At 73.8% G+C, this 20,851-nt stretch carries 23 protein-coding genes; 9 read left to right on the forward strand and 14 right to left on the reverse strand.

Going from position 1 to position 20,851, the window contains the following annotated elements; all coding sequences use genetic code 11:
* Window positions 1-78: 78 nt before the first annotated feature.
* Together ACFVNO_RS27390 and ACFVNO_RS27395 are read left to right on the forward strand one after the other, a co-directional pair.
* Window positions 79-768 carry a type II secretion system F family protein gene (locus ACFVNO_RS27390; protein ID WP_378896828.1) on the forward strand — a complete coding sequence of 230 codons (690 nt, stop codon included), beginning with the start codon at window positions 79-81 and terminating at the stop codon, window positions 766-768.
* 357 nt (window positions 769-1,125) lie between these two features.
* Window positions 1,126-1,830 carry a type II secretion system F family protein gene (locus ACFVNO_RS27395; RefSeq protein ID WP_378896831.1) on the forward strand — a complete coding sequence of 235 codons (705 nt, stop codon included), beginning with the start codon at window positions 1,126-1,128 and terminating at the stop codon, window positions 1,828-1,830.
* Between the two features lie 89 nt (window positions 1,831-1,919).
* On the opposite strand, the gene ACFVNO_RS27400 is transcribed toward ACFVNO_RS27395, so the two are convergent.
* The 5 genes from ACFVNO_RS27400 to ACFVNO_RS27420 form a co-directional block, all read right to left on the reverse strand.
* The gene (locus tag ACFVNO_RS27400; protein ID WP_220564138.1) at window positions 1,920-2,357 is read right to left on the reverse strand and encodes a hypothetical protein; all 438 of its coding nucleotides are present in this window, start codon (window positions 2,355-2,357) and stop codon (window positions 1,920-1,922) included.
* A 571-nt stretch (window positions 2,358-2,928) separates the two neighbouring features.
* Complete coding sequence (locus ACFVNO_RS27405) at window positions 2,929-3,555, reverse strand: hypothetical protein (RefSeq protein ID WP_355268467.1); 627 nt, start codon at window positions 3,553-3,555, stop codon at window positions 2,929-2,931.
* Window positions 3,552-4,007 carry an Rv3654c family TadE-like protein gene (locus ACFVNO_RS27410; RefSeq protein ID WP_378896836.1) on the reverse strand — a complete coding sequence of 152 codons (456 nt, stop codon included), beginning with the start codon at window positions 4,005-4,007 and terminating at the stop codon, window positions 3,552-3,554. The genes ACFVNO_RS27405 and ACFVNO_RS27410 overlap by 4 nt, the downstream gene beginning before the upstream one ends.
* Window positions 4,004-4,366: a TadE family type IV pilus minor pilin gene (locus tag ACFVNO_RS27415; RefSeq protein ID WP_355268461.1), complete on the reverse strand. Its 363-nt coding sequence runs from the start codon at window positions 4,364-4,366 to the stop codon at window positions 4,004-4,006. Before ACFVNO_RS27415 ends, ACFVNO_RS27410 begins: the two co-directional genes overlap by 4 nt.
* Window positions 4,344-4,568, reverse strand: a complete 225-nt coding sequence (locus tag ACFVNO_RS27420; protein ID WP_355268458.1) for a DUF4244 domain-containing protein — start codon at window positions 4,566-4,568, stop codon at window positions 4,344-4,346. Before ACFVNO_RS27420 ends, ACFVNO_RS27415 begins: the two co-directional genes overlap by 23 nt.
* 235 nt (window positions 4,569-4,803) lie before the next feature.
* Here ACFVNO_RS27420 and ACFVNO_RS27425 point away from each other — a divergent pair, with 235 nt between their 5' ends.
* Window positions 4,804-5,319 carry a hypothetical protein gene (locus ACFVNO_RS27425; RefSeq protein ID WP_355268455.1) on the forward strand — a complete coding sequence of 172 codons (516 nt, stop codon included), beginning with the start codon at window positions 4,804-4,806 and terminating at the stop codon, window positions 5,317-5,319.
* Window positions 5,320-5,324: 5 nt separating this feature from the next.
* Here ACFVNO_RS27425 and ACFVNO_RS27430 read toward each other — a convergent pair whose 3' ends face one another.
* Window positions 5,325-7,592 carry a DEAD/DEAH box helicase gene (locus ACFVNO_RS27430; RefSeq protein ID WP_355268452.1) on the reverse strand — a complete coding sequence of 756 codons (2,268 nt, stop codon included), beginning with the start codon at window positions 7,590-7,592 and terminating at the stop codon, window positions 5,325-5,327.
* Window positions 7,593-7,762: 170 nt separating this feature from the next.
* On the opposite strand from ACFVNO_RS27430, the gene ACFVNO_RS27435 reads away from it, so the two are divergent.
* Both ACFVNO_RS27435 and ACFVNO_RS27440 read left to right on the forward strand, forming a co-directional pair.
* Window positions 7,763-8,110: an STAS domain-containing protein gene (locus ACFVNO_RS27435; protein WP_073381848.1), complete on the forward strand. Its 348-nt coding sequence runs from the start codon at window positions 7,763-7,765 to the stop codon at window positions 8,108-8,110.
* 13 nt (window positions 8,111-8,123) lie between these two features.
* Window positions 8,124-8,666 (forward strand): ATP-binding protein, encoded by a 543-nt coding sequence (locus tag ACFVNO_RS27440; protein WP_220564133.1) that lies wholly within the window; start codon window positions 8,124-8,126, stop codon window positions 8,664-8,666.
* 81 nt (window positions 8,667-8,747) lie between these two features.
* On the opposite strand, the gene ACFVNO_RS27445 is transcribed toward ACFVNO_RS27440, so the two are convergent.
* From ACFVNO_RS27445 to nth, 3 genes are all read right to left on the reverse strand, one after another.
* Entirely contained in the window at window positions 8,748-9,926 is a 1,179-nt protein-coding gene (locus tag ACFVNO_RS27445) for a MarP family serine protease (protein WP_355268449.1), read from the reverse strand.
* A gap of 54 nt (window positions 9,927-9,980) precedes the next feature.
* Window positions 9,981-10,634 (reverse strand): CoA pyrophosphatase, encoded by a 654-nt coding sequence (locus ACFVNO_RS27450; protein WP_355268444.1) that lies wholly within the window; start codon window positions 10,632-10,634, stop codon window positions 9,981-9,983.
* A 233-nt stretch (window positions 10,635-10,867) separates the two neighbouring features.
* On the reverse strand, window positions 10,868-11,611 hold the full coding sequence (gene nth, locus ACFVNO_RS27455; protein ID WP_355268441.1) for an endonuclease III: 744 nt from the start codon (window positions 11,609-11,611) through the stop codon (window positions 10,868-10,870).
* A gap of 290 nt (window positions 11,612-11,901) precedes the next feature.
* On the opposite strand from nth, the gene ACFVNO_RS27460 reads away from it, so the two are divergent.
* Window positions 11,902-12,576 (forward strand): Crp/Fnr family transcriptional regulator, encoded by a 675-nt coding sequence (locus tag ACFVNO_RS27460; protein WP_218619586.1) that lies wholly within the window; start codon window positions 11,902-11,904, stop codon window positions 12,574-12,576.
* A 253-nt stretch (window positions 12,577-12,829) separates the two neighbouring features.
* Here the strand turns inward: ACFVNO_RS27460 and ACFVNO_RS27465 are convergent, their stop codons facing one another.
* Genes ACFVNO_RS27465 through ACFVNO_RS27480 form a run of 4 tightly spaced genes read right to left on the reverse strand, consistent with a single transcriptional unit; the run spans window position 12,830 to window position 15,098 of the window.
* On the reverse strand, window positions 12,830-13,636 hold the full coding sequence (locus tag ACFVNO_RS27465; protein WP_220564129.1) for an MBL fold metallo-hydrolase: 807 nt from the start codon (window positions 13,634-13,636) through the stop codon (window positions 12,830-12,832).
* Window positions 13,637-13,642: 6 nt separating this feature from the next.
* A complete protein-coding gene (locus ACFVNO_RS27470) occupies window positions 13,643-14,446 on the reverse strand; it encodes an NUDIX hydrolase (RefSeq protein ID WP_355268435.1) in 804 nt (267 codons plus the stop codon).
* A gap of 14 nt (window positions 14,447-14,460) precedes the next feature.
* On the reverse strand, window positions 14,461-14,922 hold the full coding sequence (locus tag ACFVNO_RS27475) for a RidA family protein (protein ID WP_220564127.1): 462 nt from the start codon (window positions 14,920-14,922) through the stop codon (window positions 14,461-14,463).
* Window positions 14,923-14,924: 2 nt separating this feature from the next.
* Window positions 14,925-15,098: a DUF4177 domain-containing protein gene (locus ACFVNO_RS27480; protein WP_013156298.1), complete on the reverse strand. Its 174-nt coding sequence runs from the start codon at window positions 15,096-15,098 to the stop codon at window positions 14,925-14,927.
* Window positions 15,099-15,212: 114 nt separating this feature from the next.
* Here ACFVNO_RS27480 and ACFVNO_RS27485 point away from each other — a divergent pair, with 114 nt between their 5' ends.
* Together ACFVNO_RS27485 and ACFVNO_RS27490 are read left to right on the forward strand one after the other, a co-directional pair.
* The gene (locus tag ACFVNO_RS27485) at window positions 15,213-16,250 is read left to right on the forward strand and encodes an ArsA-related P-loop ATPase (RefSeq protein WP_378896848.1); all 1,038 of its coding nucleotides are present in this window, start codon (window positions 15,213-15,215) and stop codon (window positions 16,248-16,250) included.
* Window positions 16,247-17,377 (forward strand): ArsA family ATPase, encoded by a 1,131-nt coding sequence (locus ACFVNO_RS27490; RefSeq protein ID WP_355268427.1) that lies wholly within the window; start codon window positions 16,247-16,249, stop codon window positions 17,375-17,377. The genes ACFVNO_RS27485 and ACFVNO_RS27490 overlap by 4 nt, the downstream gene beginning before the upstream one ends.
* Window positions 17,378-17,653: 276 nt before the next feature.
* Here the strand turns inward: ACFVNO_RS27490 and ACFVNO_RS27495 are convergent, their stop codons facing one another.
* Window positions 17,654-18,019, reverse strand: coding sequence for a WhiB family transcriptional regulator (locus ACFVNO_RS27495; protein ID WP_355268424.1), 366 nt, complete (start codon window positions 18,017-18,019; stop codon window positions 17,654-17,656).
* A 431-nt stretch (window positions 18,020-18,450) separates the two neighbouring features.
* Between ACFVNO_RS27495 and ACFVNO_RS27500 the strand changes: the two genes are divergently transcribed.
* Window positions 18,451-20,835, forward strand: coding sequence for a penicillin-binding protein (locus ACFVNO_RS27500; protein WP_355268421.1), 2,385 nt, complete (start codon window positions 18,451-18,453; stop codon window positions 20,833-20,835).
* Window positions 20,836-20,851 lie beyond the last annotated feature (16 nt).

The raw sequence follows: 20,851 nt of genomic DNA on the forward strand, positions 1-20,851 counted from the left end.
CGGAACGGCCGGGGTGCGCGGGGTCTTCGGAGAACACGGGTGTGCGGGGCGGGGACGAGGGACGTTCGGGGGCGTGGCGTGGTCGGGGTGTGGGTGTGCGCGGTGGGGCTGGTGCTGTTGGGGGTGCTGGTCGACGCCGGGACGGGGCGGATCGGATGGCAGGTGCCGCGCGGTCCGGGGCCGGTGGGGGTGCTGGAACGCGTGCGGGCGTCGGTGCTGCGGCGGAGGACGGCGCCGGGCCGGGAGAAACGGCGCGGGGTGATCACCCTGTGCCGGGTGCTGGCCGCCGAGCTGCGGTCCGGGAGGCCGCCCGAGGACGCGCTGGGGGCGGCGCTCGCCGAGGCCGGGCCGGAGGTGGCCCGGGCGGTGGGCGACGGGTTCGGCACCCGGGCCCCGGTGCGGGCCGCCGAGGCGGATCCGGACCTGCGCGCCCTCGCCTACCTGGCCGTGTGCTGGGAGGTGGCCTCGGACACCGGTGCCGGGCTGGCCGATGTCGTGGACGCGCTCGCCGACGAGCTCACCGCGCAGGAGGAGGTGCGGGCCGAGATCTCGGCGCGCACCGGCGGCCCGAGGACCACGGCGATCGTGCTGGGCCTGCTCCCCGTGGTGGGGCTGCTGCTGTCGGCCGGGCTGGGGGGTTCGCCGCTGGTGTTCCTGTTCACGACCCCGCTGGGGCTGCTCTGCCTGGTGCTCGGTGTGCTGCTGAACCTCACCGGGCTGTGGTGGATCTCGCGGCTGGTGCGCGCCGCCGTAGACCGGGGGGACTAGGTGTGCCCGGCTGTCGGAACGCGACCGCCCCCCGCGGTGACCGCGCGGGAAGGGCCCGCAGTAGAACGGGGGACTAGCCGTGCCGGTTCGTCAGAGCGCGGTTGCCTTCCGCGGTGACCGCGCGTGGGAGGGCCCACAGGGGACCGGGAGGACTAGGCATGCCCGGCTCGTCGGAACACGGCCGCCCTCCGCGGTGACCGCGCACGGGAGGGCCCGCAGCGGCCATCGTGAGGGGCGGTCCGATGCGGATCCCGCGCCCGCCGGGCGCACGCGCCGGACCGGCCGGGGGCGTCCGCCGGACAGGCTCGGGGCACCCGTGGCCAACGGATGGCAGGGACGGAAAAGTGAGGGGGGAGCGTGTTCATCGTCATCACCGTGGTGTGCGGGGCCGTGGGGGTGTGGATCGCGATGGGCGGCGGCCCCGGAATGCGGCTGCGGCCGCCAACGGAGGCGAAGCCCCGCCTCCCCGGTCGGCTGCTGGTCCTGACGGCGGCCGCGGCGGGTGCGGCGGCGGTGGCCGGGGCCCTGTTCGGGCCGCTCGGCGCGGCCGTGGTCGCGGCCTGCGGGGTCGGATGGTGGGTGCGCGCCCGGGGGAGAACGCGGGACGACCGGATCGCGCTCACCGGCGACGTCCCCGTGGTGATCGGGCTCATCGCCGCCGGGATGCGGGCCGGGGCGCCGTTGGTGTCCTGCCTCGCGGCCGTGGCGCGGGCCGCCCCCGGCAGGCTCGGGGCGGAGTTGGCATCGGTGGCCGACCGGCTGCGCCTGGGGGCGGATCCGGCCTCCGCCTGGTCGGAGTCTGCCGGGGTGCTGCCCGAGCCGCTGGTGGCGGCCGGGCGCGACCTGGCCCGCGCCGCCGACACCGGGGCGCCGGTGGCCGACCTGCTCGACCGGCACGTGGCGGACCTGCACAGGGAGCTGCGCTCTCTGGCGTCGGCGCGGGTCGAACGCCTGGGGGTGCTCGTGGTGATGCCGCTGGCGCTGTGCTTCCTGCCGTCCTTCCTCCTGGTGGGGGTGGTCCCGATGGTGGTGGACCTGCTGTCGCGCGCGTTGGGCGGGTGATCCCGGCCGAGCCACCGGAGCGGGGGCCGCCGGTACCGGGGCGTGGCGCGGGACAGGGGATCGGCGTCAGGCTGCCGAGAGGCGGCGGGTCAGGCCTCGTCCTCGCTCAGGCCGTCGATGATGTCGTCCAGCACCAGGGAGCGGTCCCGCATAGGCATCAGCCGCAACTCCTTGAGGGCGGGCAGGGTGTTCACCCGGGTGCCGCGCGGTCCCTCGACCGTGCACAGGCGCATGCAGTGCTGGGTGGGCGCGCGCCAGAAGTCGCGCTCGTCCACCGGGGCCAGGCGGTACACCGTGGCCGGGTAGCGGGGAGGTCGGCCCGGCGCCCGCCACTGCTGGACCCGGGCGAGCACGAACCCGCTGATCAGGGAGTCGAACACGCCCTCCTGGTCGAGGTCGGCCAGGGCCTCCCGGTCGCCCTCGGCCCGGCACTCGGCGCACCCCGCCAACTCCGCCCGCAGCAGCCACCGCGCCCGGGCATGGCCTACCTCGGTGTTCTTGAGTTTGCTCGGGTGTCGGTGTCCCATACATCGGAGGGTACGACCGTTACGGCCCCGCCGTGGCCGACCTGCGGCTTCCGGAACGCGGGAGGGCGCCCGAAGCCCACCCACCAGGGCACGACGGCCCGAAGCACCGCCCCCGGGCCGCCCCGCCCCGCCCGGCGACGACCCCCGCTCATCCATCCGGCCGTAGCCCCGGCCATCCGCCCCCCGGCTCAGGAACCGCGCCTGCCCGCCCACCCCACAACAGTCGCGACGGCACCCGAGCCCCACCCGGACGGCCACACCCCAGGCCGATCGCGCCCCCGCGCACCCGCCCGGAGACTGTCCTGGACGAGGCCGGGCCCGGGCAGCAGCCACCTGGCGGTGGCCGGGATCCGGGCAAGGGCGGGTCCGGGGGTCGGCAGCACCCGCGCCCGCCTGGCGGCGGGCCAGGATGAGGACGGACCGATCGACATCTGCGCATGCCTCCATCACCGTGTCACGGCGGGCACCCCACAGGCATAAGGGCGTTACCCACGGCGGCGCGCGGACACGAGTGACGCTCGCACTCATCCGGCGGCGGGCCGGGGCGGGGCTTTCGGCGGGGCGTGGGGGGTCACCAGTGGGTGTCGCGGTCTCCTCCCGCTCGGCGGCGGCCCAGGTAGGGCTCCGGGAAGCGGGGCCAGCCCACGGTGAGGCGCAGGGCGAGCGACGTCACCGCGAGCAGGGCCAGGAGCACGGTGGAGGTGTTGCCGACAACCCGGGCGACGGTGTCGGCCGGGGCCGGCGTGGTGGAGACGTGGTGCACCACCTGGACGGCGCCGGTCTCGGCGTCCGGGCCGCCGCTCCACTCCGCCTCGCTCGGCTCCGCAGTCGGGCTCGGGCCGCCGCTCGGAAGCACCGCCGGCACGGAGGTCGGCTCCGCCGCCGGAGCCTCCCCGCTGGAGACCGCCCGGACGGGGCCGCCGTCGCCGGAGGCCGGACGCGCCGGTGGCGGGGCCGTCGGCTCCGCGTCCGCCACCGACGCCGCGCTCTCCTCCGGTGGCCGGGGGGAGCCGGACACCGCCGACAGGGGCAGCCGGAGCGGCACGCACTCCGGGGGTTCCGTCCACGGGCGGGTACAGGGCACGGCGTGCACCGGCGGGTGGGCGCGCAGTTCCGTGGGCGGCGGGCAGGGGGACGGCGGGGCGGGGTCGGGGGCGGCGCTGAGGAGCAGGGCGCACATCAGGGCGGGCAGGGTCATGGTGCTTCCTCCGGAAGGGCTCCGTGGACCGGCCCGGCACGTGAGCCCGCGCTGACGGACAGGTCGAGAACAGAGGGGACGGCGACCACCACCTCGGCGGTGTGGCCGGTGATCTCGCAGGTGTCGAGGGAGGCCCCGTTGGCCTCGGCGGTGAGGCGGGCCCGCTCGCAGGCGGTGTCCCGCCCGTGGACGGCGACGGAGGCCGCCGCGAGGGCGGCCAGGTCCGCCGCCGTGCCGGCGCGGTCCCGGTCGAACCGGGCGGTCGCCGCCAGGACGGCGGCCAGGGCGACCGTCCACAGCAGGACCGCCATGGCCACCCAGTGGACGGCGGCCGCCCCGGTGTCGGGAGCGGGGTCGCGTCCGGTTCCGGGGCGGGACCCGGTCGTGCCCCGAACGCCCCCGGGCCGGGGCCCGGGTCCGGCCCGGACATCGCTCCGAGGGCCCGGGGTCATGGTGGGACCCCTGGTTCGAGGAGGACGGCGGCGGTGCCGCTCACCTCCACCGTGTGGAGGTGGACGCGGCCGAACCGGACCCGGGCGGTGACGGTGACCCGCGCCGTCCCGCCGTCCCGGCCCAGGCCGACCCGGGCGCCGTCCGGGGCGGCGGCGCGGGCCAGCTCCCGGGCCTGTGCCTCGCTCTCGCCACGGGCCAGGGACCGGGCGCCCACGCGTGCGGCGTCGGCGCAGGCGAGCCGGGCGTCGGCGGCGGTGACCGCACCGACGGCCAGCGCCAGGACGAGGAGGAGGGCCGGCAGGGTGAGGGCGAACTCGACGGTGACGGCCCCCCGGTCAGAAGCCGTTGTTGAGCGCATTGACGACGATCCCGGTGAAGGCGTCGTTGACGGCCTGGCTCTTGGCGATCGCGTACATGACCCCGGCGAAGGCCGCCGCCGTGAGAATGCACAGGGCGTACTCGGTCGTCGTGATGCCGCGGTCGGCGTCCGCGGCCGGGTGCCGCCGCGCGAGGGGCAGCGGACAGCGGGTGACGGCGGCAAGGCATGCCGAAGAGAACACGGAACCTCCCTGGTAGGAGGGGTGACAGGGATGTCGCCCCGGTTTCCAGGGTGGGCGGCCCGGGGAGGCGACGGAAGGGCTTTCCCCAGCCTGTGGATAACTTTGCCCGGCCCGCACCCCGCCCCTGCCGGACCGTCCCGCGCGATGATGGCGCCGTGGCCGCCGCCGGGCCCCGCGGCCGCCGCCCCCGGACGGGAAGAGCCCGCCGGGAGAACCCGACGCCCGAAGGATCCGTGTGAACACTCCCGCCGACGTCCGCGCCCGCCTGCGCCTGATCGACGCGGACCTGGCCCGCCCCTACTCCCCCGGGCGGCCCCAGCCCTCCGGCGGCGCCGACTTCCACCTGGCGCTCCTGGCCATGAGCCGGGACTTCTGGGACGACCGCTCGCCCGGGACCGTCGAGGCCGCCCAGGCCGCGATCGAGGCCGACCTGGCGGAGGTCGAGGCAGCCCTCACCGAACGCTGGGGCGCCCCCGGGCTCGTCGACCCGGCCCCCTACGCGGACGCCGCGCTCGACGGCGCGGAGCTCCCGTCCGCGCTCGGCCACCTCTACACGGCGGTCTGCGACCTACGGGTGTGGAGCCTCCCGGAGACCGGCCGCTGGGCGGCGCTGGCCCTCGTCCACGACGACGCCGAGCTGCCGCTCCTGCTGTACGCCGCCGTGGGCGACGCCCCCTTCCCGGCGCCCCCGGCCCCGCCCGGGCGCGCTCCCCGCCTCGACGCGCGCCCCCGACCGCTCCCGGGTCTCTGAACGCCTCAGCCTGCGGCGCCCAGCACCTCGTCCAGCATGCGCAGGGCGCCGGACTTGCTCAGCGGTTCGTTGCCGTTGCCGCACTTGGGCGACTGGATGCAGGACGGGCACCCCGCCTCGCACGCGCAGTCGGCGATGGCCGCCCGGGTCGCGGTGAGCCACTCCCGGGCCGCCGCGTAGCCGCGTTCGGCGAACCCGGCGCCGCCCTCGTGGCCGTCGTAGACGAACACCTCCACCCGGCCGGTGGCCGTGGACACCCCGCCGATGTCCCAGCGGTCGCAGGTGGCCAGCAGCGGCAGCATGCCGATCGCCGCGTGCTCGGCGGCGTGCGCGGCGCCGAGCAGGCCGACCTCCTCCTTGCGCAGGCGCTCCTCGGCCTCGGGGGGCAGCGTCCACCACACGGCGCGGGTGCGCAGGGTTCGTTCGGGCAGGTCCAGCGACTGCTCGCCCAGGACCGCGCCGGTGCGCACGTCCCGCTTGAGGTAGCCGACCACCTGCCGGACCACCTCTACCTCGCCGAAGCGCAGCACCACCCCGCTGTCCCACCGCTCCTCACGGATGACCGACCGGACCGTGATGTCCGTGGTGTCGCGCGCCCACGTGCTGTACGGGGGCTCGGCCGGCCGCACGAGGGCGACCCCCTCGTCGAGGTCCAGCTCCCCGACCAGGTAGGTGTCGCCCTGGTGGAGGTACACCGCCCCGGGGTGGACGGTGCCGTGGGCGGCCGCCTCGTCGATCTCTCCGAGCAGTCCGCCCGTCGAGGTGTCGACGATCTGCACGGGCGACCCCCCGGAACCCCGGATATCGGCCAGGTCACTTGCCCTTTCGTTGCTCGTCCAGAACCACCCCCTCGGCCGCTTCCTGAGGAATTTCCGGTGAACGAGTTCGTCGAGCCGCTCCCGGGTGGTGGGTCCGAAGAGGGAGAAGTCGTCCTCCGTGATCGGGAACTCCTGGGCGGCCGCGCAGAGGTGCGGGCCGAGGATGTGCGGGTTTTCCGGATCCAGTACGGCGGTCTCTACGGACTGACCGAAAATCGCCTCCGGGTGGTGCACCAGGTAGGTGTCCAGGGGGTCGTCCCGGGCCACGAACACGGCCAGTGCCGCGTCGTCCCCGCGCCCGGCCCTCCCCGCCTGCTGCCACAGGGAGGCCCGGGTGCCGGGCCACCCGGCGATGATCACGGCGTCGAGGCCGGTGATGTCCACCCCCAACTCCAGGGCGTTGGTACTGGCCAGCCCGAGGATCTCCCCGGTCCGCAGCGCCTCCTCCAGCCGCCTGCGCTCGGCGGGCAGGAAGCCGCCGCGGTAGGCGGCCACCCGGCGGGCCAGATCGGGCTCCAGCAGGCGCTGGGCGGTGAGCGCCACCAGCTCGGCGCCCTGCCGGGAGCGCACGAACACGAGCGTGCGCACACCCTCCCTGACCAGCTCGGCGAGCAGTTCGGCGGCGTGGGAGGGCGCGGTCCGGCGCACCGGGGCGCCGTGCTCGCCGGTCAGGTCGGTGAACTCCGGCTCCACCAGCGCCACCGACATCCCCGGCCGCGGCGACCCGTCCTCGGTGACGGCGGTGACCGGGATCCCGGTGAGCCGGCCGGCGCTCTCCCCGGGGCTCCCGGAGGTGGCCGAGGCGAGCACGAACACCGGCTCGGACCGGTGCCGGGCGCACACCCGCCGGAGCCGGCGCAGGATCTGGGCGACGTGCGAGCCGAACACCCCGCGGTACAGGTGCGCCTCGTCCACGATCACGTAGCGCAACCGCCTCAGGAAGCGCCGCCATGCCTCGTGCCGGGGCAGCATGCCGTGGTGGAGCATGTCCGGATTGGTGAGCACGTAATTGCCGTGCTCGCGCACCCAGGTGCGCTCCTCGGGCGGGGTGTCGCCGTCGTAGACGGCCGCCCGCAGGCCGGGCAGCCGCAGGTCCTCGATGGCGCGGAGCTGGTCCCGGGACAGCGCTTTGGTCGGTGAGAGATAGAGAACGGTTCCGCCCGCGTCAACCGCCTCCACCGCGGGCATAAGGAAGCCAAGTGACTTTCCCGAGGCGGTACCCGTGGCTATGATCACATCACGGCCCGAGCGGGCGAGGTCGGCGGCGGCCACCTGGTGGGACCACGGCTCCGTGATCCCCCGGTCGGCCAGGCGTTCGACCAGGAGGGCCGGGGTCCATTCCGGCCACCGCCCGCTCACCCCGTCGTGCCGCGCCACGTGCTCGACGTGGGTCACCTGCGGGTACCGGGTATCGTCACGCCACACACCGGGAAGCACGGACTCCGGTCGCGTCATCCGGGACCCCTCCTCACTGGGCGGACATTGGTTTCAGTGTGTCATCCGGGGGAACGGTCGCGCGGTGTCACCGTTTTTCCGTGCATCACGGGAGGACCGGCACGCCACCCGTGGTTGAATGCGTGCTGGTGGGGTAACGCCCGGCAGAGATCATCGGCGCTGGAGGACTAGTGGACTTGAAGCTTGATCATTACACCGAGGGCGACACCGAGATCGTCGTCGTTGAGGGTGAGATCGACGTCTATACCGCACCCCGGCTCCGTGAGCTGCTGATCGATCTGGTCAACAAGGGCAACTTCCACCTCGTGGTCAACATGGAGAAGGTGGAGTTCCTGGACTCGACGGGTCTGGGCGTGCTCGTGGGCGGCCTCAAGCGCGTGCGCGCGCACGACGGCACCCTGGACCTGGTGTGCACCCAGGAGCGCATCCTCAAGATCTTCCGGATCACCGGCCTGACCAAGGTGTTCGGTATCCACAACACGGTTCAGGAAGCCATCGACAAGCGTTCGGCGAAGTAGTACAGAGCGAGCGATGGCGACCATCACGCTCACGATCAGTGCGCTTCCGGCCCACGTGCGCACGGCCCGGCTCATGGCCGCGACCGTGGCCCGGCGGGCGGGCATCCCCGCCTCCACCATCGACGAGATCCGGTTGGCGGTCGGTGAGGCGTGCTCCCGGGCGGTGGCGGCGCACAAGCTGCACTGCCCGACGCAGCCGATCCTGCTCCAGCTGATCGACGACGGCGGGCCTGATCCGGCGTCGGACCCCCGTGCCGACACCGCGAGCCGTATCCTGCGCGCCAACGGGAGCGCGACCCGACGCTTCGAGGTGGTCGTCTCCGACCGGGCCCCGGCCACGGAGGTCCCGGAACCGGCCGACCACACCGAGCCCCTTCTCGACGGACTCTTCCTCGACGGGGAGGACACCCCTCCCGGCGGGATCTCGGGGTTCTCCCCGGGGCTGGGTCTGGCGGTCATCACCGGTCTGGCCGACGAGGTGAAGATCGACCCCGGTGAGCACGGCACCATCGTGCGCATGAGCTGGCCGATCACCCCGGACCCGAGGTCCAACTAGGGTTCCGGGCACGATTGCGACGAGGGCGCCCCCCCGGCAGGGGGGCGCCCTCGTTCGTTCGGGGCACGCCCCCGGGGCGGGTCAGTCGCAGGTCTGGGACGACACCTCGGCGGTGGCGGTCAGACCCCTCTCCGCGTTGGCGGCGACCTCGTCGTAGGTGAGGACGTACCCCGTCTCGGGCTCGTTGGTGGCGGCGGCGAACACCACCCCGTAGACCGTGCCGTCGGGGGCCAGCAGCGGGCCTCCGGAGTTGCCCGGACGCACCACGGCGCGCACCTGGTAGATCTCCCGGCTCACCTGCTGGGAGTGGTAGAAGTCGGGGCCCTGCGCGGTCTGGCGGGCCCGCACCCGGGCCGGGACCGCCGTGAACCCGCTGTTGCGCGGGAACCCGGCGACGACGGCGTCACCGCCCTGGGGCGCGTCGGCGGTGAACTCCAGCGGCGTCAGGTCCAGCTCGGGCACGTGCAGCACGGCCAGGTCCTGCTGGGCGTCGAAGAGCACCAGGGTGGCCTCCAGCTGGTACCCCTCGCGGGTGACCACCCGCAGGTCGTCGGTGACGCCGGCGACCACGTGGGCGTTGGTCATGACCCGGCCGTCGGAGTACACGAACCCGGTGCCCTCGACCCGCCGCTGGCAGGACGGGGCGGTGCCCAGCACCTTGACGACGCTGCGGCTGGCCTCGATGAGCTCGGGCGTGGTGAGCACGTCGGGGTCGGGCGGGTCGACCTCGGCCAGCTCCCCCGTTCCCAGTCCGCTGAAGACCTGGGGGAAGGCGCTCTGGTCGACCACCCTGCGGAACGTCGAGAAGCCGCTGTGCGCCGACTCCGGCATGAGCGTGTCGACGGACTGGAGGATGCGGGAGCCGCGCACCTGGTCGGCGACGAACGGCAGCGCCGAGTTGGCGACCGTGCTGCCGATGAACCACGCCACCAGCAGCACCGACAGGCCGCTGACGACGGCTCCGCCCATGGCGTCGACGACCCGCGCCGAGTCCCAGGTCACCTTGTTGCGCACCATCGTGCCCAGGTAGGAGAGCAGGAACTGGCCCAGGGCGGCGGACAGGAACACCACGGCGATGGCCACCAGGGCCTGCCGGCCGGGGTCCTCCACCCACCGCTGGATGTACTCCGGGCAGGTCAGCGCCGCGAGCACGCCGCCGCCGATGAATCCCGCGAAGCTGAAGACACCGACGATGAAACCCTGTCGGTACCCGGTCACCGCGAAAAGCAGCAACAGGACGATCAGGATCACGTCGAGCACATTGCCCTCCAAAGGTGTGCGCTACCCACGGGAGCGAGGTGAGCGGGTCGGGCCTCAGCCGACGGGGCGCAGTCCGTGCGGCGTCGCCTCGAACACATCGGTGAGACCCTCCCTGCGCCAGGGAAGTTCCCAGCCGCCCAGAACGAGCAGGCGGTCGACGATGGCACCGGTGAACCCCCACACGAGCATGCCGTCCACCCGGAAGCCGGGTCCCCAGCGGGTGCCGTCCCCGTAGCGCACCATGACGCGGTTGCCGGGCTCGGCCAGGTCGGCGACGGGGACCCGGGAGACGGCGGCGACCTCGCCCAGGTCGGTGGGGCGCACCTCGCAGGGCTCGCGCCACCAGCCAAGGACGGGGGCGACCCGGAAGTCGCTGTAGCTGAGGTAGAGCTCGGGGAGGCGGCCGACGACGTCCACGCCGTCGGGCACCAGGCCGGTCTCCTCGGCGGCCTCGCGCAGGGCCGCGGCCTCGGGTGAGGGGTCGGTGGGCTCGATCCGGCCGCCGGGGAAGGCGGGCTGGCCGGCGTGCCTGCGCAGTCCGGCGTTGCGCTGGATGAGCAGCACGTCGGGGCCCTGGGGGCCCTCACCGAAGAGGATGAGGACCGCGGACTCGCGGCCGCCGTCGCGCGGCGGCCGCATCTGCGGGGGCACGGTCATACCGGACGCGGCGTCGGCGAGTGAGGCGAGCCAGGACGGCATCGGGTTCATGGTCGGCACCTGCCTTCGGAGAGGGGGCGGGTCGGCGGGGCGCCGCGGGCCGTCGGCACCGCTCCGGCCCGTCCCTCCCCTGGGTCGTCACGTGATGGGACCCCGACAGGAGGACTCTGGCGGTGTCAACGCTCACACCATCAGACTACAAAGCACGGCACCCCCTCCTGACAGGCGAACGAGGCCCCGGACGGGGCCCGCCCCGCGGGCGCCCCGGGCCGCGGGCCCTCCGGTCAGGCGAAGGAGCGCATGCGCAGCAGCTTGGCCGCGGCCTCCGGGTCGGTGGGGCCCTCGCCGAAGGAGGGGCACCACCGGGCCACCACGCACGCCCCGCAGGCGGGCCTGCGGGCGTGGCAGACGCGGCGGCCGTGCCAGACGACGCGGTGGGAGAGCATCGTCCAGTCCTTGGGCGGGAACAGCTCCCCGACGGCGTGCTCGACCTTGACCGGGTCCTCCTCGTCGGTCCACCCGAATCTCCGGACGAGGCGCCCGAAGTGGGTGTCCACCGTGATTCCGGGCACACCGAAGGCGTTACCGAGCAGTACGTTTGCGGTTTTCCGCCCTACACCGGGTAGTTTGACCAGGTCGGCGAGGTTCCCCGGGACCTCGCCTCCGTGGTGTTCGCACAAGGACTGCCCCAGGCCCATGAGGCTGTTCGCCTTGGCGCGGAAGAAGCCGAGAGGTCGGATGATCCCCTCAAGCTCGTCCCGGTCCGCGGAGGCGTAGGCCTCGGCGTCGGGATAGCGCGCGAACAGGGTCGGGGTGACCTGGTTGACCCGCTTGTCCGTGCACTGCGCGGACAGGATCGTGGCGACCAGCAGCTCCAACGGGGTCGTGAAGTTCAGCTCCGCGTGGGCGTCCGGATAGAGCTCGGAGAGCTCCCGGTACATCCTGCGGGCTCGGCGGACCAGTGCGAGGCGGCTCTCACCCGTGGGGGTGGGCGCGGGGTCGCTCGCGTTCGGTGTGTCACGGGGCATCGTCACAGGGTAGGGGGCCGTGGGGAGGATCCGCTCGGAAACGCCGATCGGGCACCCGCCTTCCGGGGCGGGGGTCGGACGTCGGGATTATGTAACCAATGTCCCGCTGGCACGGCGCGGACATCCCTGCTACAAGCCGATCACGACTAAGATCGCAGGGGCTGACGCCGGCCAATCGTGGGCGCGTGGTCTCCCGGCGGACAAGCCGCGGTAACGACCCGGTTTCACACCCGGGTGCGATATACGTCACACTGTTGGCGGTCAGGTTTTAGGAGGACGTGGTGGACGACATCAACGAGGTGCTGCGCAAGGCCCCCTTGTTCGAGACCCTGGACGAGGAGGACACCGCCGCGCTGCGCTCCTCGGTCAACGAGGTGCGTCTCGGGCGGGGCCAGACCCTGTTCAACGAGGGCGACGAGGGCGACCGCCTGTACGTCATCCTCAACGGGAAGGTGAAGCTGACCCGCACGGCCGTGGACGGCCGCGAGAACCTGCTCGGGGTGCTCGGCCCCGGCGAGATGTTCGGTGAGCTGTCGCTGTTCGACCCGCGCCCGCGCACCGCGAGCGCCGTCGCGGTGACCGACTCCGTCCTGGCCGGCCTGGGCCACGACGACCTGCGCCCGTTCCTCTCCAGCCGCCCGCAGGTCTCGCTCCAGCTGCTCAAGTCGCTGGCCGAGCGCCTGCGCCGGACCAACGACGTGATGGCCGACCTGGTCTTCACCGACGTCCCCGGCCGGGTCGCCAAGGCCCTGCTCGAGCTCGCCGAGAAGTTCGGCAAGGAGGGCGACGACGGCCTGCACGTCCACCACGACCTCACCCAGGAGGAGCTGGCCCAGCTGGTCGGCGCCTCCCGCGAGACGGTCAACAAGGCCCTCGCCGAGTTCGCCCTGCGCGGCTGGCTGCGGATCGAGGCCAAGGCCGTGGTCCTGCTGGACGTCGAGCGCATGCGCCGCCGCGCCCGCTAGGAGCGGCCGCACCGGCTGTGCCCGGCCCCGCGCTGCGGGGGCCACGGCGGGCTCCGGCCCGCGTCGAATCCCCTCCCGGGAATCGCGCGGACCGGAGCCCGTCGCCGTTTCCGGGTCCGGTGCGAGGGGGCGGTACGGGAAGCCCGGCCGAGGGGACCGGTGGGGAGCACGGCAGCGGGCCACACCGAAGGCGCGGCACGGCAGGGCGCGAAGCGCCCGGGAAGGCGCGCGGCCGGGGCCGCGCGGAGCCCGGTCAGACCTCGACGCCGTCGGGGAGGCCGCCGTTGAGGGACAGGTAGCGCAGCTGGGCGCGGACCGACGACATCGCCGCGAAGCGGATCTGCTCGGTGATGTCCGGGTAGACCCGGTCGACGATCTCCTCCACCCGCACGGCGCCCGAGTTCACGGCGTCCAGCACCTGGGCGAGCCGGGACTCGCGGTGGTCGATGTAGGAGTCCAGCACCGCTGCCGGGGTGGTGAGGATCGGCCCGTGGCCGGGCAGCAGGGTGCGCACCTGGTTCTCGCGGACCAGGTCGCGCAGCCGGTACAGCGACTCCATGTAGGGGCCCAGTCCGTCGTCGCCGTCGATGACGGTGGTGCCGTGCCCCAGGACGGTGTCGCCGGTGAGGATCGCCCCGTCCGCCTCCAGGTACAGGCAGACGGAGTCGTCGGTGTGCCCGGGGGTGGCCAGCACCCGCAGGCGCAGCCCGTCGGCCTCCAGCAGCTCGCCGTCGGCCAGCCCGCGGCCGCCCACCCGCATCTCGGGGTCGACCGCGTGCACGGGGGCGCCGGTCAGCTCGGAGAAGTAGCGCGCGCCCTCCGAATGGTCGGGGTGCCGGTGGGTGAGGACCGCCATGAGCACCTGGGCGCCCTGTTCCTGCACCGTGCGCGCGACCCGCTCCAGGTGCCGCTCGTCGTGCGGGCCCGGGTCGACCACCACGACCCCGCGGGAGCCGGGTTCGCGCAGGATCCAGGTGTTGGTCCCCTCCAGGGTCATCGGACCGGGGTTGGGGCACAGGACACAGCCGGCGCGCAACGTGCCGGAACCGTCGATCCTCATCGCACCTCACTCACTGGGAAGGGGGTAGTCGATCCCGTCGGGGACGAAGACACGGAGCCGGCCGTCGACCACGCGCACTTCGGGCTCAATGGGGACGATATCCCGTTTCGCGCGCTTCACCCCGTCCAGGGTGCCGCACTCGGCCACCTGTCCGCAGGTGACCAGGGTCGGCGGGAGCATCGGCATCCGCCCCTGCTCCCACTCCCCCGCCACCAGCGCCGGATCGATCCACCGGGTCAGGTCGGCCTCGCCGCCGACGTCCCGGGAGACCTGTCCGCGCGGCAGCTCCGCGGCGAAGAACCACGTGTCGAAGCGGCGCTTCTCCGCCGCCGGGGTGATCCACCGCGACCAGGCGTGCAGCCACTCCGAGCGCAACACCAGGCCGCGGCGGGACAGCACCTCGGTGAAGGAGCGGGAGCGGTCGATCAGCCCCAGCCGGTCCCGCTCCCACTCCGGCGACGTCGTGTCCAGGACGAGGTCGTCGCTCCCGGGCTCCCCGGCCAGGAGCACCCCGGTCTCCTCGAAGGTCTCGCGGACCGCGGCGCAGACCAGGGCCCTGGCACGCGGGACGTCGACGCCGAGCACGTCCGCCCACTCCTGCGGCGACGGTCCGGTCCAGGGCAGGTCTCCGGCCTCGTCGCGCACGTCCACCCCGCCTCCGGGGAAGACGTAGGCGCCGGGCGCGAACCCCATGGAGCGGACCCTGCGCATGAGCAGGACCTCCATGCCCGCGCCCGCCGGGCGCAGCAGCACCACCGTGGCCGCCGGACGGGGCACCACGGCCCCGCTCCGGCCCGAACCGCTCGACATCGGCTCCCCCTCGCTCAGACGACCTCGACGATCATGTCAACCTCGACCGGCGAGTCCAGCGGCAGGGCCGCGACACCGACCGCCGCCCGGGCGTGCACGCCCGCGTCGCCGAACACCGCGGCCAGCAGGTCGCTGGCCCCGTTGATCACCCCGGGGTGCCCGGTGAAGTCCGGGGCACTGGCCACGAACCCGCCCACCTTGACGATGCGCACGACATCGGACAGCTCCCCGATCTCGGCGCGCACGGCCGCGATCGCGTTGAGCGCGCACACCGCCGCCAGCTCCTTGGCGGTCTCCGGGGAGACCTCGGCGCCGACCTTGCCGGTGGCGGGCAGCCGGCCCTCCACGAACGGCAGCTGGCCCGACACGTACACGTGGGAGCCGCTGCGGACCGCCGGGACGTAGGAGGCGACCGGGGCCGCCACCTCCGGCAGGGTCAGGCCGAGCTCGGCGATCCGGGCTTCGGGGGTGGCCATGGCTAGAGTTCCCGCTTCATGTAGGCGACGTACTGCTGGTTGCGCGGGTCGGTGCCCTCGGGCAGCGGCGCGGGGACGACGGAGACCAGCTCCCAGCCGTCGGCGCCCCAGTTGTCGAGGATCTGCTTGGTGGCGTGCGACAGCAGCGCCACCGTCTGGTACTCCCACTTGCTCAAGGTGACTACCCCCTGTGCGGTGCGCCCGGCGGGTCCGGGCACGTCGACGCCGCCACATTACTCACCCGGGCGGCCCACCGCGTGCGGCGAGGACGCCCGCATAGACTCCGTGGAGTGAGCGAGCGAGAGGACCGAGGCCGGTACCCCGACCCCGCACGGGCGTGCGCGGGCGCCCGGCTGCACATCGTCACCGGCAAGGGGGGCACCGGCAAGACGACGGTCGCGGCGGCGCTGGCCCGGGCCCTGGCGGCCGACGGCGGGCGGGTGCTGCTGGTGGAGGTCGAGGGGCGGCAGGGCATCGCCTCGCTGTTCGGGATACCGCCGCTGCCGTACGAGGAGCGCGAGATCGAGGCGGTGCCCGGCGGCGGCCGGGTGTTCGCACTGGCCGCGGACGCCGAGTCTGCGCTCATGGAGTACCTGGAGCTGTTCTACGGCATGCGCCGGGCCGGGCAGGCCCTCACCAGGCTGGGCGCCGTCGACTTCGCCACCACCATCGCCCCGGGCCTGCGGGACGTGCTGCTCACCGGCAAGGCCACCGAGGCGGTGCGCCGCCGGGAGGGCGGCCGGCGGCGCGCGGAGGGGCCCTTCCACTACGACGCGGTGGTCATGGACGCCCCGCCCACCGGGCGCATCGGCCGGTTCCTCAACGTCAACTCCGAGGTGGCCGGACTGGCCCGGGTGGGACCGATCCGCAACCACGCCGACAAGGTGATGGAGGTGATCCGCTCCGGCCGGACGCGGGTGCACTTCGTGTCGCTGCTGGAGGAGATGCCCGCCCAGGAGACCCGGGACGGCATCGCCGAGGTCTCCGCCCTCGGCCTGGACGTGGGCATGGTCGTGGTGAACATGGTGCGGCCGCCGCTGCTGCCGCAGGACCTCCTGGCCGCCGCGGCCGCCGGGGAGGCCGACCTGGAGGAGCTGGCCGCCGGGCTCAAGGCCGCCGGACTGGACGATCCCGGGGAGCTGGCGGAGTCGCTGGCCCAGGAGGTGGGCGCCCACGCCCGGCGGGTGCTGCTGGAGCAGCGGGTGCGCGGGGAGCTGGCGGACGCCGGGGCACCGCTGCTGGAACTTCCCCTCCTGGAGGGCGGGGCGGACCGGGCGGCGCTGGACGGGCTGGCCGGCCGCATGGCCGGACAGGGGGTGCGCCGGTGAGCGCCGGACGCCTGGACGTGGACGCGCTGCTGGACGACCCGGCGACCCGGATCGTGGTGTGCTGCGGGGCGGGCGGGGTCGGCAAGACCACGACCGCCGCCGCCCTGGGGCTGCGGGCCGCCGAGCGCGGCAGGCACGCCGTGGTGATCACCGTGGACCCGGCCCGGCGGCTGGCCCAGTCGATGGGGCTGGAGACGCTGGACAACACCCCGAGCCCGGTTCCGCTGCCGGAGGGGACCCCCGGGAGCATGCACGCGATGATGCTCGACATGAAGCGGACCTTCGACGAGGTCGTCGAGGAGCACGCCGACCCCGAGCGGGCCCGCCAGATCCTGGCCAACCCCTTCTACCGGACCCTCTCCACGAGCTTCTCCGGCACGCAGGAGTACATGGCGATGGAGAAGCTGGGGCAGCTGCGCCAGTCCGGGGAGTGGGACCTCATCGTGGTGGACACCCCGCCCAGCCGGTCCGCGCTGGACTTCCTGGACGCGCCGAAACGACTCGGGAGGTTCCTGGACGGGCGGCTGGTGAAGTTCCTGAGCGCGCCCGCCCCCAGCGGGGCGTTCAGGCTGCTGGGCGCCGGCATGGGGCTGGTCACCTCGGTGCTGGGCAAGATCCTGGGGGCGCAGCTGCTGAACGACCTGCGGGCGTTCGTGGCGGCGTTCGACACGGTGTTCGGCGGGTTCCAGGAGCGCGCGGAGCGCACCTACCGGCTGCTACAGGCGCCGGGGACGGCGTTCGTGGTGGTGGCGGCGCCGGAGCCGGACGCGCTGCGCGAGGCGTCGTACTTCATGCGGCGGCTGGCCACCGACGCGATGCCGCTGGCGGGGCTGGTGGTCAACCGGACGCATCCGCTGCCGGAGGGTGCGGGCGCGCGGCTGGACGCCGAGGCGGCGACGGCGGCCGCGGAGTCCCTGGAGGCGGCGGGAACGCACCCGGGGGCGTCGGCGGCGCTGCGGCTGCACGCCGAGCTGGTGCGCACCCACCGGCGGGAGCGGGGGCTGCGGGAGCGGACCGCGGCCGACCACCCGGGAGTGCCGGTGGCGGAGGTGCCGGCCCTGCCGGAGGACGTGCACGACCTGGACGGACTGCGCGGGATCGGGGAGGCCCTGGCCCGCGGCGCGTGACGGCCGGGGCGGGGGAGGAGCCGCGGGACCCGGGGGAACTCAGGGGACCCGGGGGGACTCAGGGGATGACGGCGGTCCCGACGGTCGGGGCCTGCTTCGCATGTCCTCCCGTGTCGTGGGGGGTCGCGAGGCGCCTGGGCGGGGCTCCGGGAGCCCCGGGGAGCCGGTGCTCGGGGAAAGCCCGTGGCCGCGGGTCGTCCGCCGAGGGCGGTGGCGGGCGACGGGCGGGCCGAAGCGGGGCGAGGATTCGGAGAACACGGCCCGAACGGCCGGTGGTCAGGAGCGGTCGGCGTCGGTGCCCGCGGCCGCGGCCACCGCGGCGTCGGCGAAGCGGACCAGGTCGCGGACGAGGTCCTCCTCGCCCTCGCGCTCGCCCTCCCGGCAGGCCACCTCCTCCAGGACCGGGGCCCAGTCGGTGACCTGCGGGTGCTTGCGCAGCAGCGCCCGGCGCTCGCGTTCGGTCATCCCTCCCCACACCCCGAACTCCACCCGGTTGTCCAGCGCGTCCACCAGGCATTCGGTGCGCACGGGACAGTCCCGGCAGATGAGCTTGGCGCGGTTCTGGGCCGCGCCCTGGACGAACAGTGCGTCGGGGTCGACCCGGCGGCAGCGTGCCCGGGTCGTCCACTGGTGAATCCACATGTGCGCTGCACCCCCGTGGGTGGGCCGTGATCGCGGGGAGCCCGGGTATCCGTGTGCTCCGAGCGGGTGCCGGGAACGGGTAGGCTCCGGCTGACGAGTGGGACGGACGAAGGCCCGCCCCGCTGTGCAGAAAGTTACGGACTTCGGGGCCGTCGCGACAGAACCCACTCGACCCACATTCCATCTCACCGAATATGGTCCGCTCGGGCCATTGCGCGACCGGCGCGAGCCCTTCCGGCCGCGATGCCCCGGAACCCCTGTACGGCCGAACCGAAGGACACAGGGGCTGCGATAGCACGTGAAAAGATGGTCTGGGGGCAGGGCCCGCGCGGTGCCGTGGGCGTTTCGGTACGTCCGAGCACCATCCGTTCCACAGCGCACCTCTTCGCGCTCATGTGGTCACTTAGTCTGATGGGGTGGGTCAGGGGACATTGCTTCAGAGAATCAGCCAACTTGTCGTCGTCAGCGCGATCGCGGGCCTTCTGGTCGCCGCGCTGGCGCTGCCCGCCGTCGGCGGCGTGGGCATCACCGCCCGCAACGTCGCCGCCGGGTTCCTCGACATGCCGAGCAACCTGGAGACGCCGCCTCCCCCGCAGCGCTCCACCATCTATGACGCCGAGGGCGGTGTCATCGCCGAGATCTTCGACCAGAACCGGGAACTCGTCCCCCTCGAGGACGTGTCCCCGGTCATGATCGACGCCATCCTCGCCATCGAGGACGCCCGCTTCTACGAGCACGGCGGCCTGGACGTCGCGGGCACGCTGCGCGCCGCCGTGCGCACCCTGGGCGGCAACACCCAGGGCGCCTCGTCGATCACCCAGCAGTACGTCAAGAACGTCCAGATCGAGGCCGCCACCTCCCAGGAGGAGCTGGACGCCGCCCGCGAGGAGTCGATCGCCCGCAAGATCCGGGAGCTGCGGTACGCCGTGGCGCTGGAGAAGCGGATGACCAAGGACGAGATCCTCGAGGGCTACCTCAACATCGCCTACTTCAGCGACGGCGCCTACGGCGTCGAGTCGGCGGCCCAGCACTACTTCAACATCCCCGCCAGCGAGCTGGAGCTGCACCAGGCGGCGACCATCGCCGGCCTGGTCCGCTACCCCTACCTCTACAACCCCCGGTTCTTCCCCGAGCAGACCGTCGAGCGCCGCAACGTCGTCCTCGACCGCATGGTCGCCTCCGGAGCCATCACCGAGGCCGAGGCCGAAGAGGCCAAGAAGGAGCCTCTGGAGGTGGACCTGGACACCCCGCCCAACGGGTGCGTCCCCAGCGACGAGCCGTTCTTCTGCGACTACGTGGTCCAGGAGATCGAGAAGGACGAGCGGTTCGGCCCCAACGAGACCGAGCGGGCGCGCTGGCTGCGCACCGCGGGCCTGGAGATCCACACCACGCTGCGGCCGCAGGTCCAGGAGGCCTCGCAGACCGCCGTCGACGAGTGGGTGCCGCGCGAGAACGAGTCCCGCAAGGTGTCCGCCCAGGTGATCATCGAACCGGGCAGCGGCCAGATCCTCGGCATGGCGCAGGGCCGCAACTACGGCCCCGACGAGAGCAAGCTCGGCGAGACCTCCATCAACTTCGCCACCGACTCCGACCGGGGCGGCAGCACCGGCTTCCAGGCCGGGTCGACGTTCAAGGCGATCACCCTGGCCGCGGCGCTGGAGGAGGGCCTGCCGTTCAGCACCGCGTTCAACTCGCCGACCAGTGTGTCCGTGTCCGGGCAGCGCAGCTGCAACGGCGGGTACCTGGCCACGTGGACGCCGAGCAACGCCGGTGACACCGCCGCGGGCACCACGCACAACATGGTGTCGGGCACCAAGGCGTCGTCCAACACCTACTTCGCGCAGCTCCAGGCCAGGGTCGGCATCTGCGACGTCATGAAGATGGCCGAGAAGCTGGGCCTGAAACGGGCCGACGGCACCCTGTTCACCGAGAACGAGAACTCGCTGGCCAACAGCAGCTTCACGCTGGGCAGCGAGGAGGTGTCCCCGCTGCGGGTCGCCAACGCCTACGCGACGTTCGCCTCGGGCGGCATGTACTGCGAGCCGCAGGCCATCACCATGATCGAGGACAAGCAGGCCGGCTCCACGATCGAGATCGAGCCGGAGTGCGAGCGGGTCCTGGAGGAGGAGGTCGCCGACGGCGTCGCCTACCTGCTGTCGCAGACCTTCAACGGCGGCACCGCCAGCTCCCTGGGCATCGGGCGGCCGGCGGCCGGCAAGACCGGCACCACGGACGGCTCCGCGGCGGCCTGGTTCGCCGGGTTCACGCCGCAGATGGCGTCCGCGGTGTTCGTCGCCGACCCGCGCGGCCCCCAGCAGTACCCGCTGCGCAACGTCACCATCGGCGACCGCTACTTCTCGGTGGTCTACGGGGCGACGATCTCGGGCCGGATCTGGCAGGAGAGCTTCCGGGCGGCCCACGAGGGCCTGGAGGTCGAGCAGCTGCCCTCGGCACCGGGCAGGTTCGGCTCCACGTCGGTGCCCAGGGCGCCCTCCGAGCCCGACGACGACCCCAGTCCGGCGTCCGACGACGGCGGTGTGCCCGACGTGGTCGGGCTGACCGAGGCGGACGCGGTGGCGGCCCTGGAGGAGGCCGGGTACACGGCGAACGTGTCCGGCACCCGCCTGAACTCCCCGGAGCCGGAGGGCGCGGTGGCCGCGGTCAACCCCGACCCCGGCACACGCCTGCCGGAGGGGGCCACGGTCAACGTGTTCCTGAGCCGGGGCGGCGGGACCGCGGGCGCGGGCACCGGCGAGGACGACGACGGCTGGTTCCGGGTCCGGCCGGCGCACACGCCGACCACCACCCGCGACTAGCGGGACGTACGGCGAG

Origin of the sequence: Nocardiopsis sp. NPDC057823 (genome assembly GCF_042797335.1) — a bacterium.
GTDB lineage: Bacteria > Actinomycetota > Actinomycetes > Streptosporangiales > Streptosporangiaceae > Nocardiopsis > Nocardiopsis changdeensis.

Excerpts from the sequence above, each read along its gene's own strand:
- ACFVNO_RS27440 (WP_220564133.1), top strand. The coding sequence starts at position 8,124 with ATGGCGACCATCACGCTCACGATCAGTGCGCTTCCGGCCCACGTGCGC.
- ACFVNO_RS27410 (WP_378896836.1), bottom strand. The coding sequence starts at position 4,007 with ATGACCCCGGGCCCTCGGAGCGATGTCCGGGCCGGACCCGGGCCCCGG.
- ACFVNO_RS27400 (WP_220564138.1), bottom strand. The coding sequence starts at position 2,357 with ATGGGACACCGACACCCGAGCAAACTCAAGAACACCGAGGTAGGCCAT.
- nth (WP_355268441.1), bottom strand. The coding sequence starts at position 11,611 with ATGCCCCGTGACACACCGAACGCGAGCGACCCCGCGCCCACCCCCACG.
- ACFVNO_RS27430 (WP_355268452.1), bottom strand. The coding sequence starts at position 7,592 with ATGACGCGACCGGAGTCCGTGCTTCCCGGTGTGTGGCGTGACGATACC.
- ACFVNO_RS27415 (WP_355268461.1), bottom strand. The coding sequence starts at position 4,366 with ATGCGCTCAACAACGGCTTCTGACCGGGGGGCCGTCACCGTCGAGTTC.
- ACFVNO_RS27465 (WP_220564129.1), bottom strand. The coding sequence starts at position 13,636 with ATGAGGATCGACGGTTCCGGCACGTTGCGCGCCGGCTGTGTCCTGTGC.
- ACFVNO_RS27450 (WP_355268444.1), bottom strand. The coding sequence starts at position 10,634 with ATGAACCCGATGCCGTCCTGGCTCGCCTCACTCGCCGACGCCGCGTCC.
- ACFVNO_RS27470 (WP_355268435.1), bottom strand. The coding sequence starts at position 14,446 with ATGTCGAGCGGTTCGGGCCGGAGCGGGGCCGTGGTGCCCCGTCCGGCG.
- ACFVNO_RS27405 (WP_355268467.1), bottom strand. The coding sequence starts at position 3,555 with ATGACCCTGCCCGCCCTGATGTGCGCCCTGCTCCTCAGCGCCGCCCCC.
- ACFVNO_RS27495 (WP_355268424.1), bottom strand. The coding sequence starts at position 18,019 with ATGTGGATTCACCAGTGGACGACCCGGGCACGCTGCCGCCGGGTCGAC.
- ACFVNO_RS27475 (WP_220564127.1), bottom strand. The coding sequence starts at position 14,922 with ATGGCCACCCCCGAAGCCCGGATCGCCGAGCTCGGCCTGACCCTGCCG.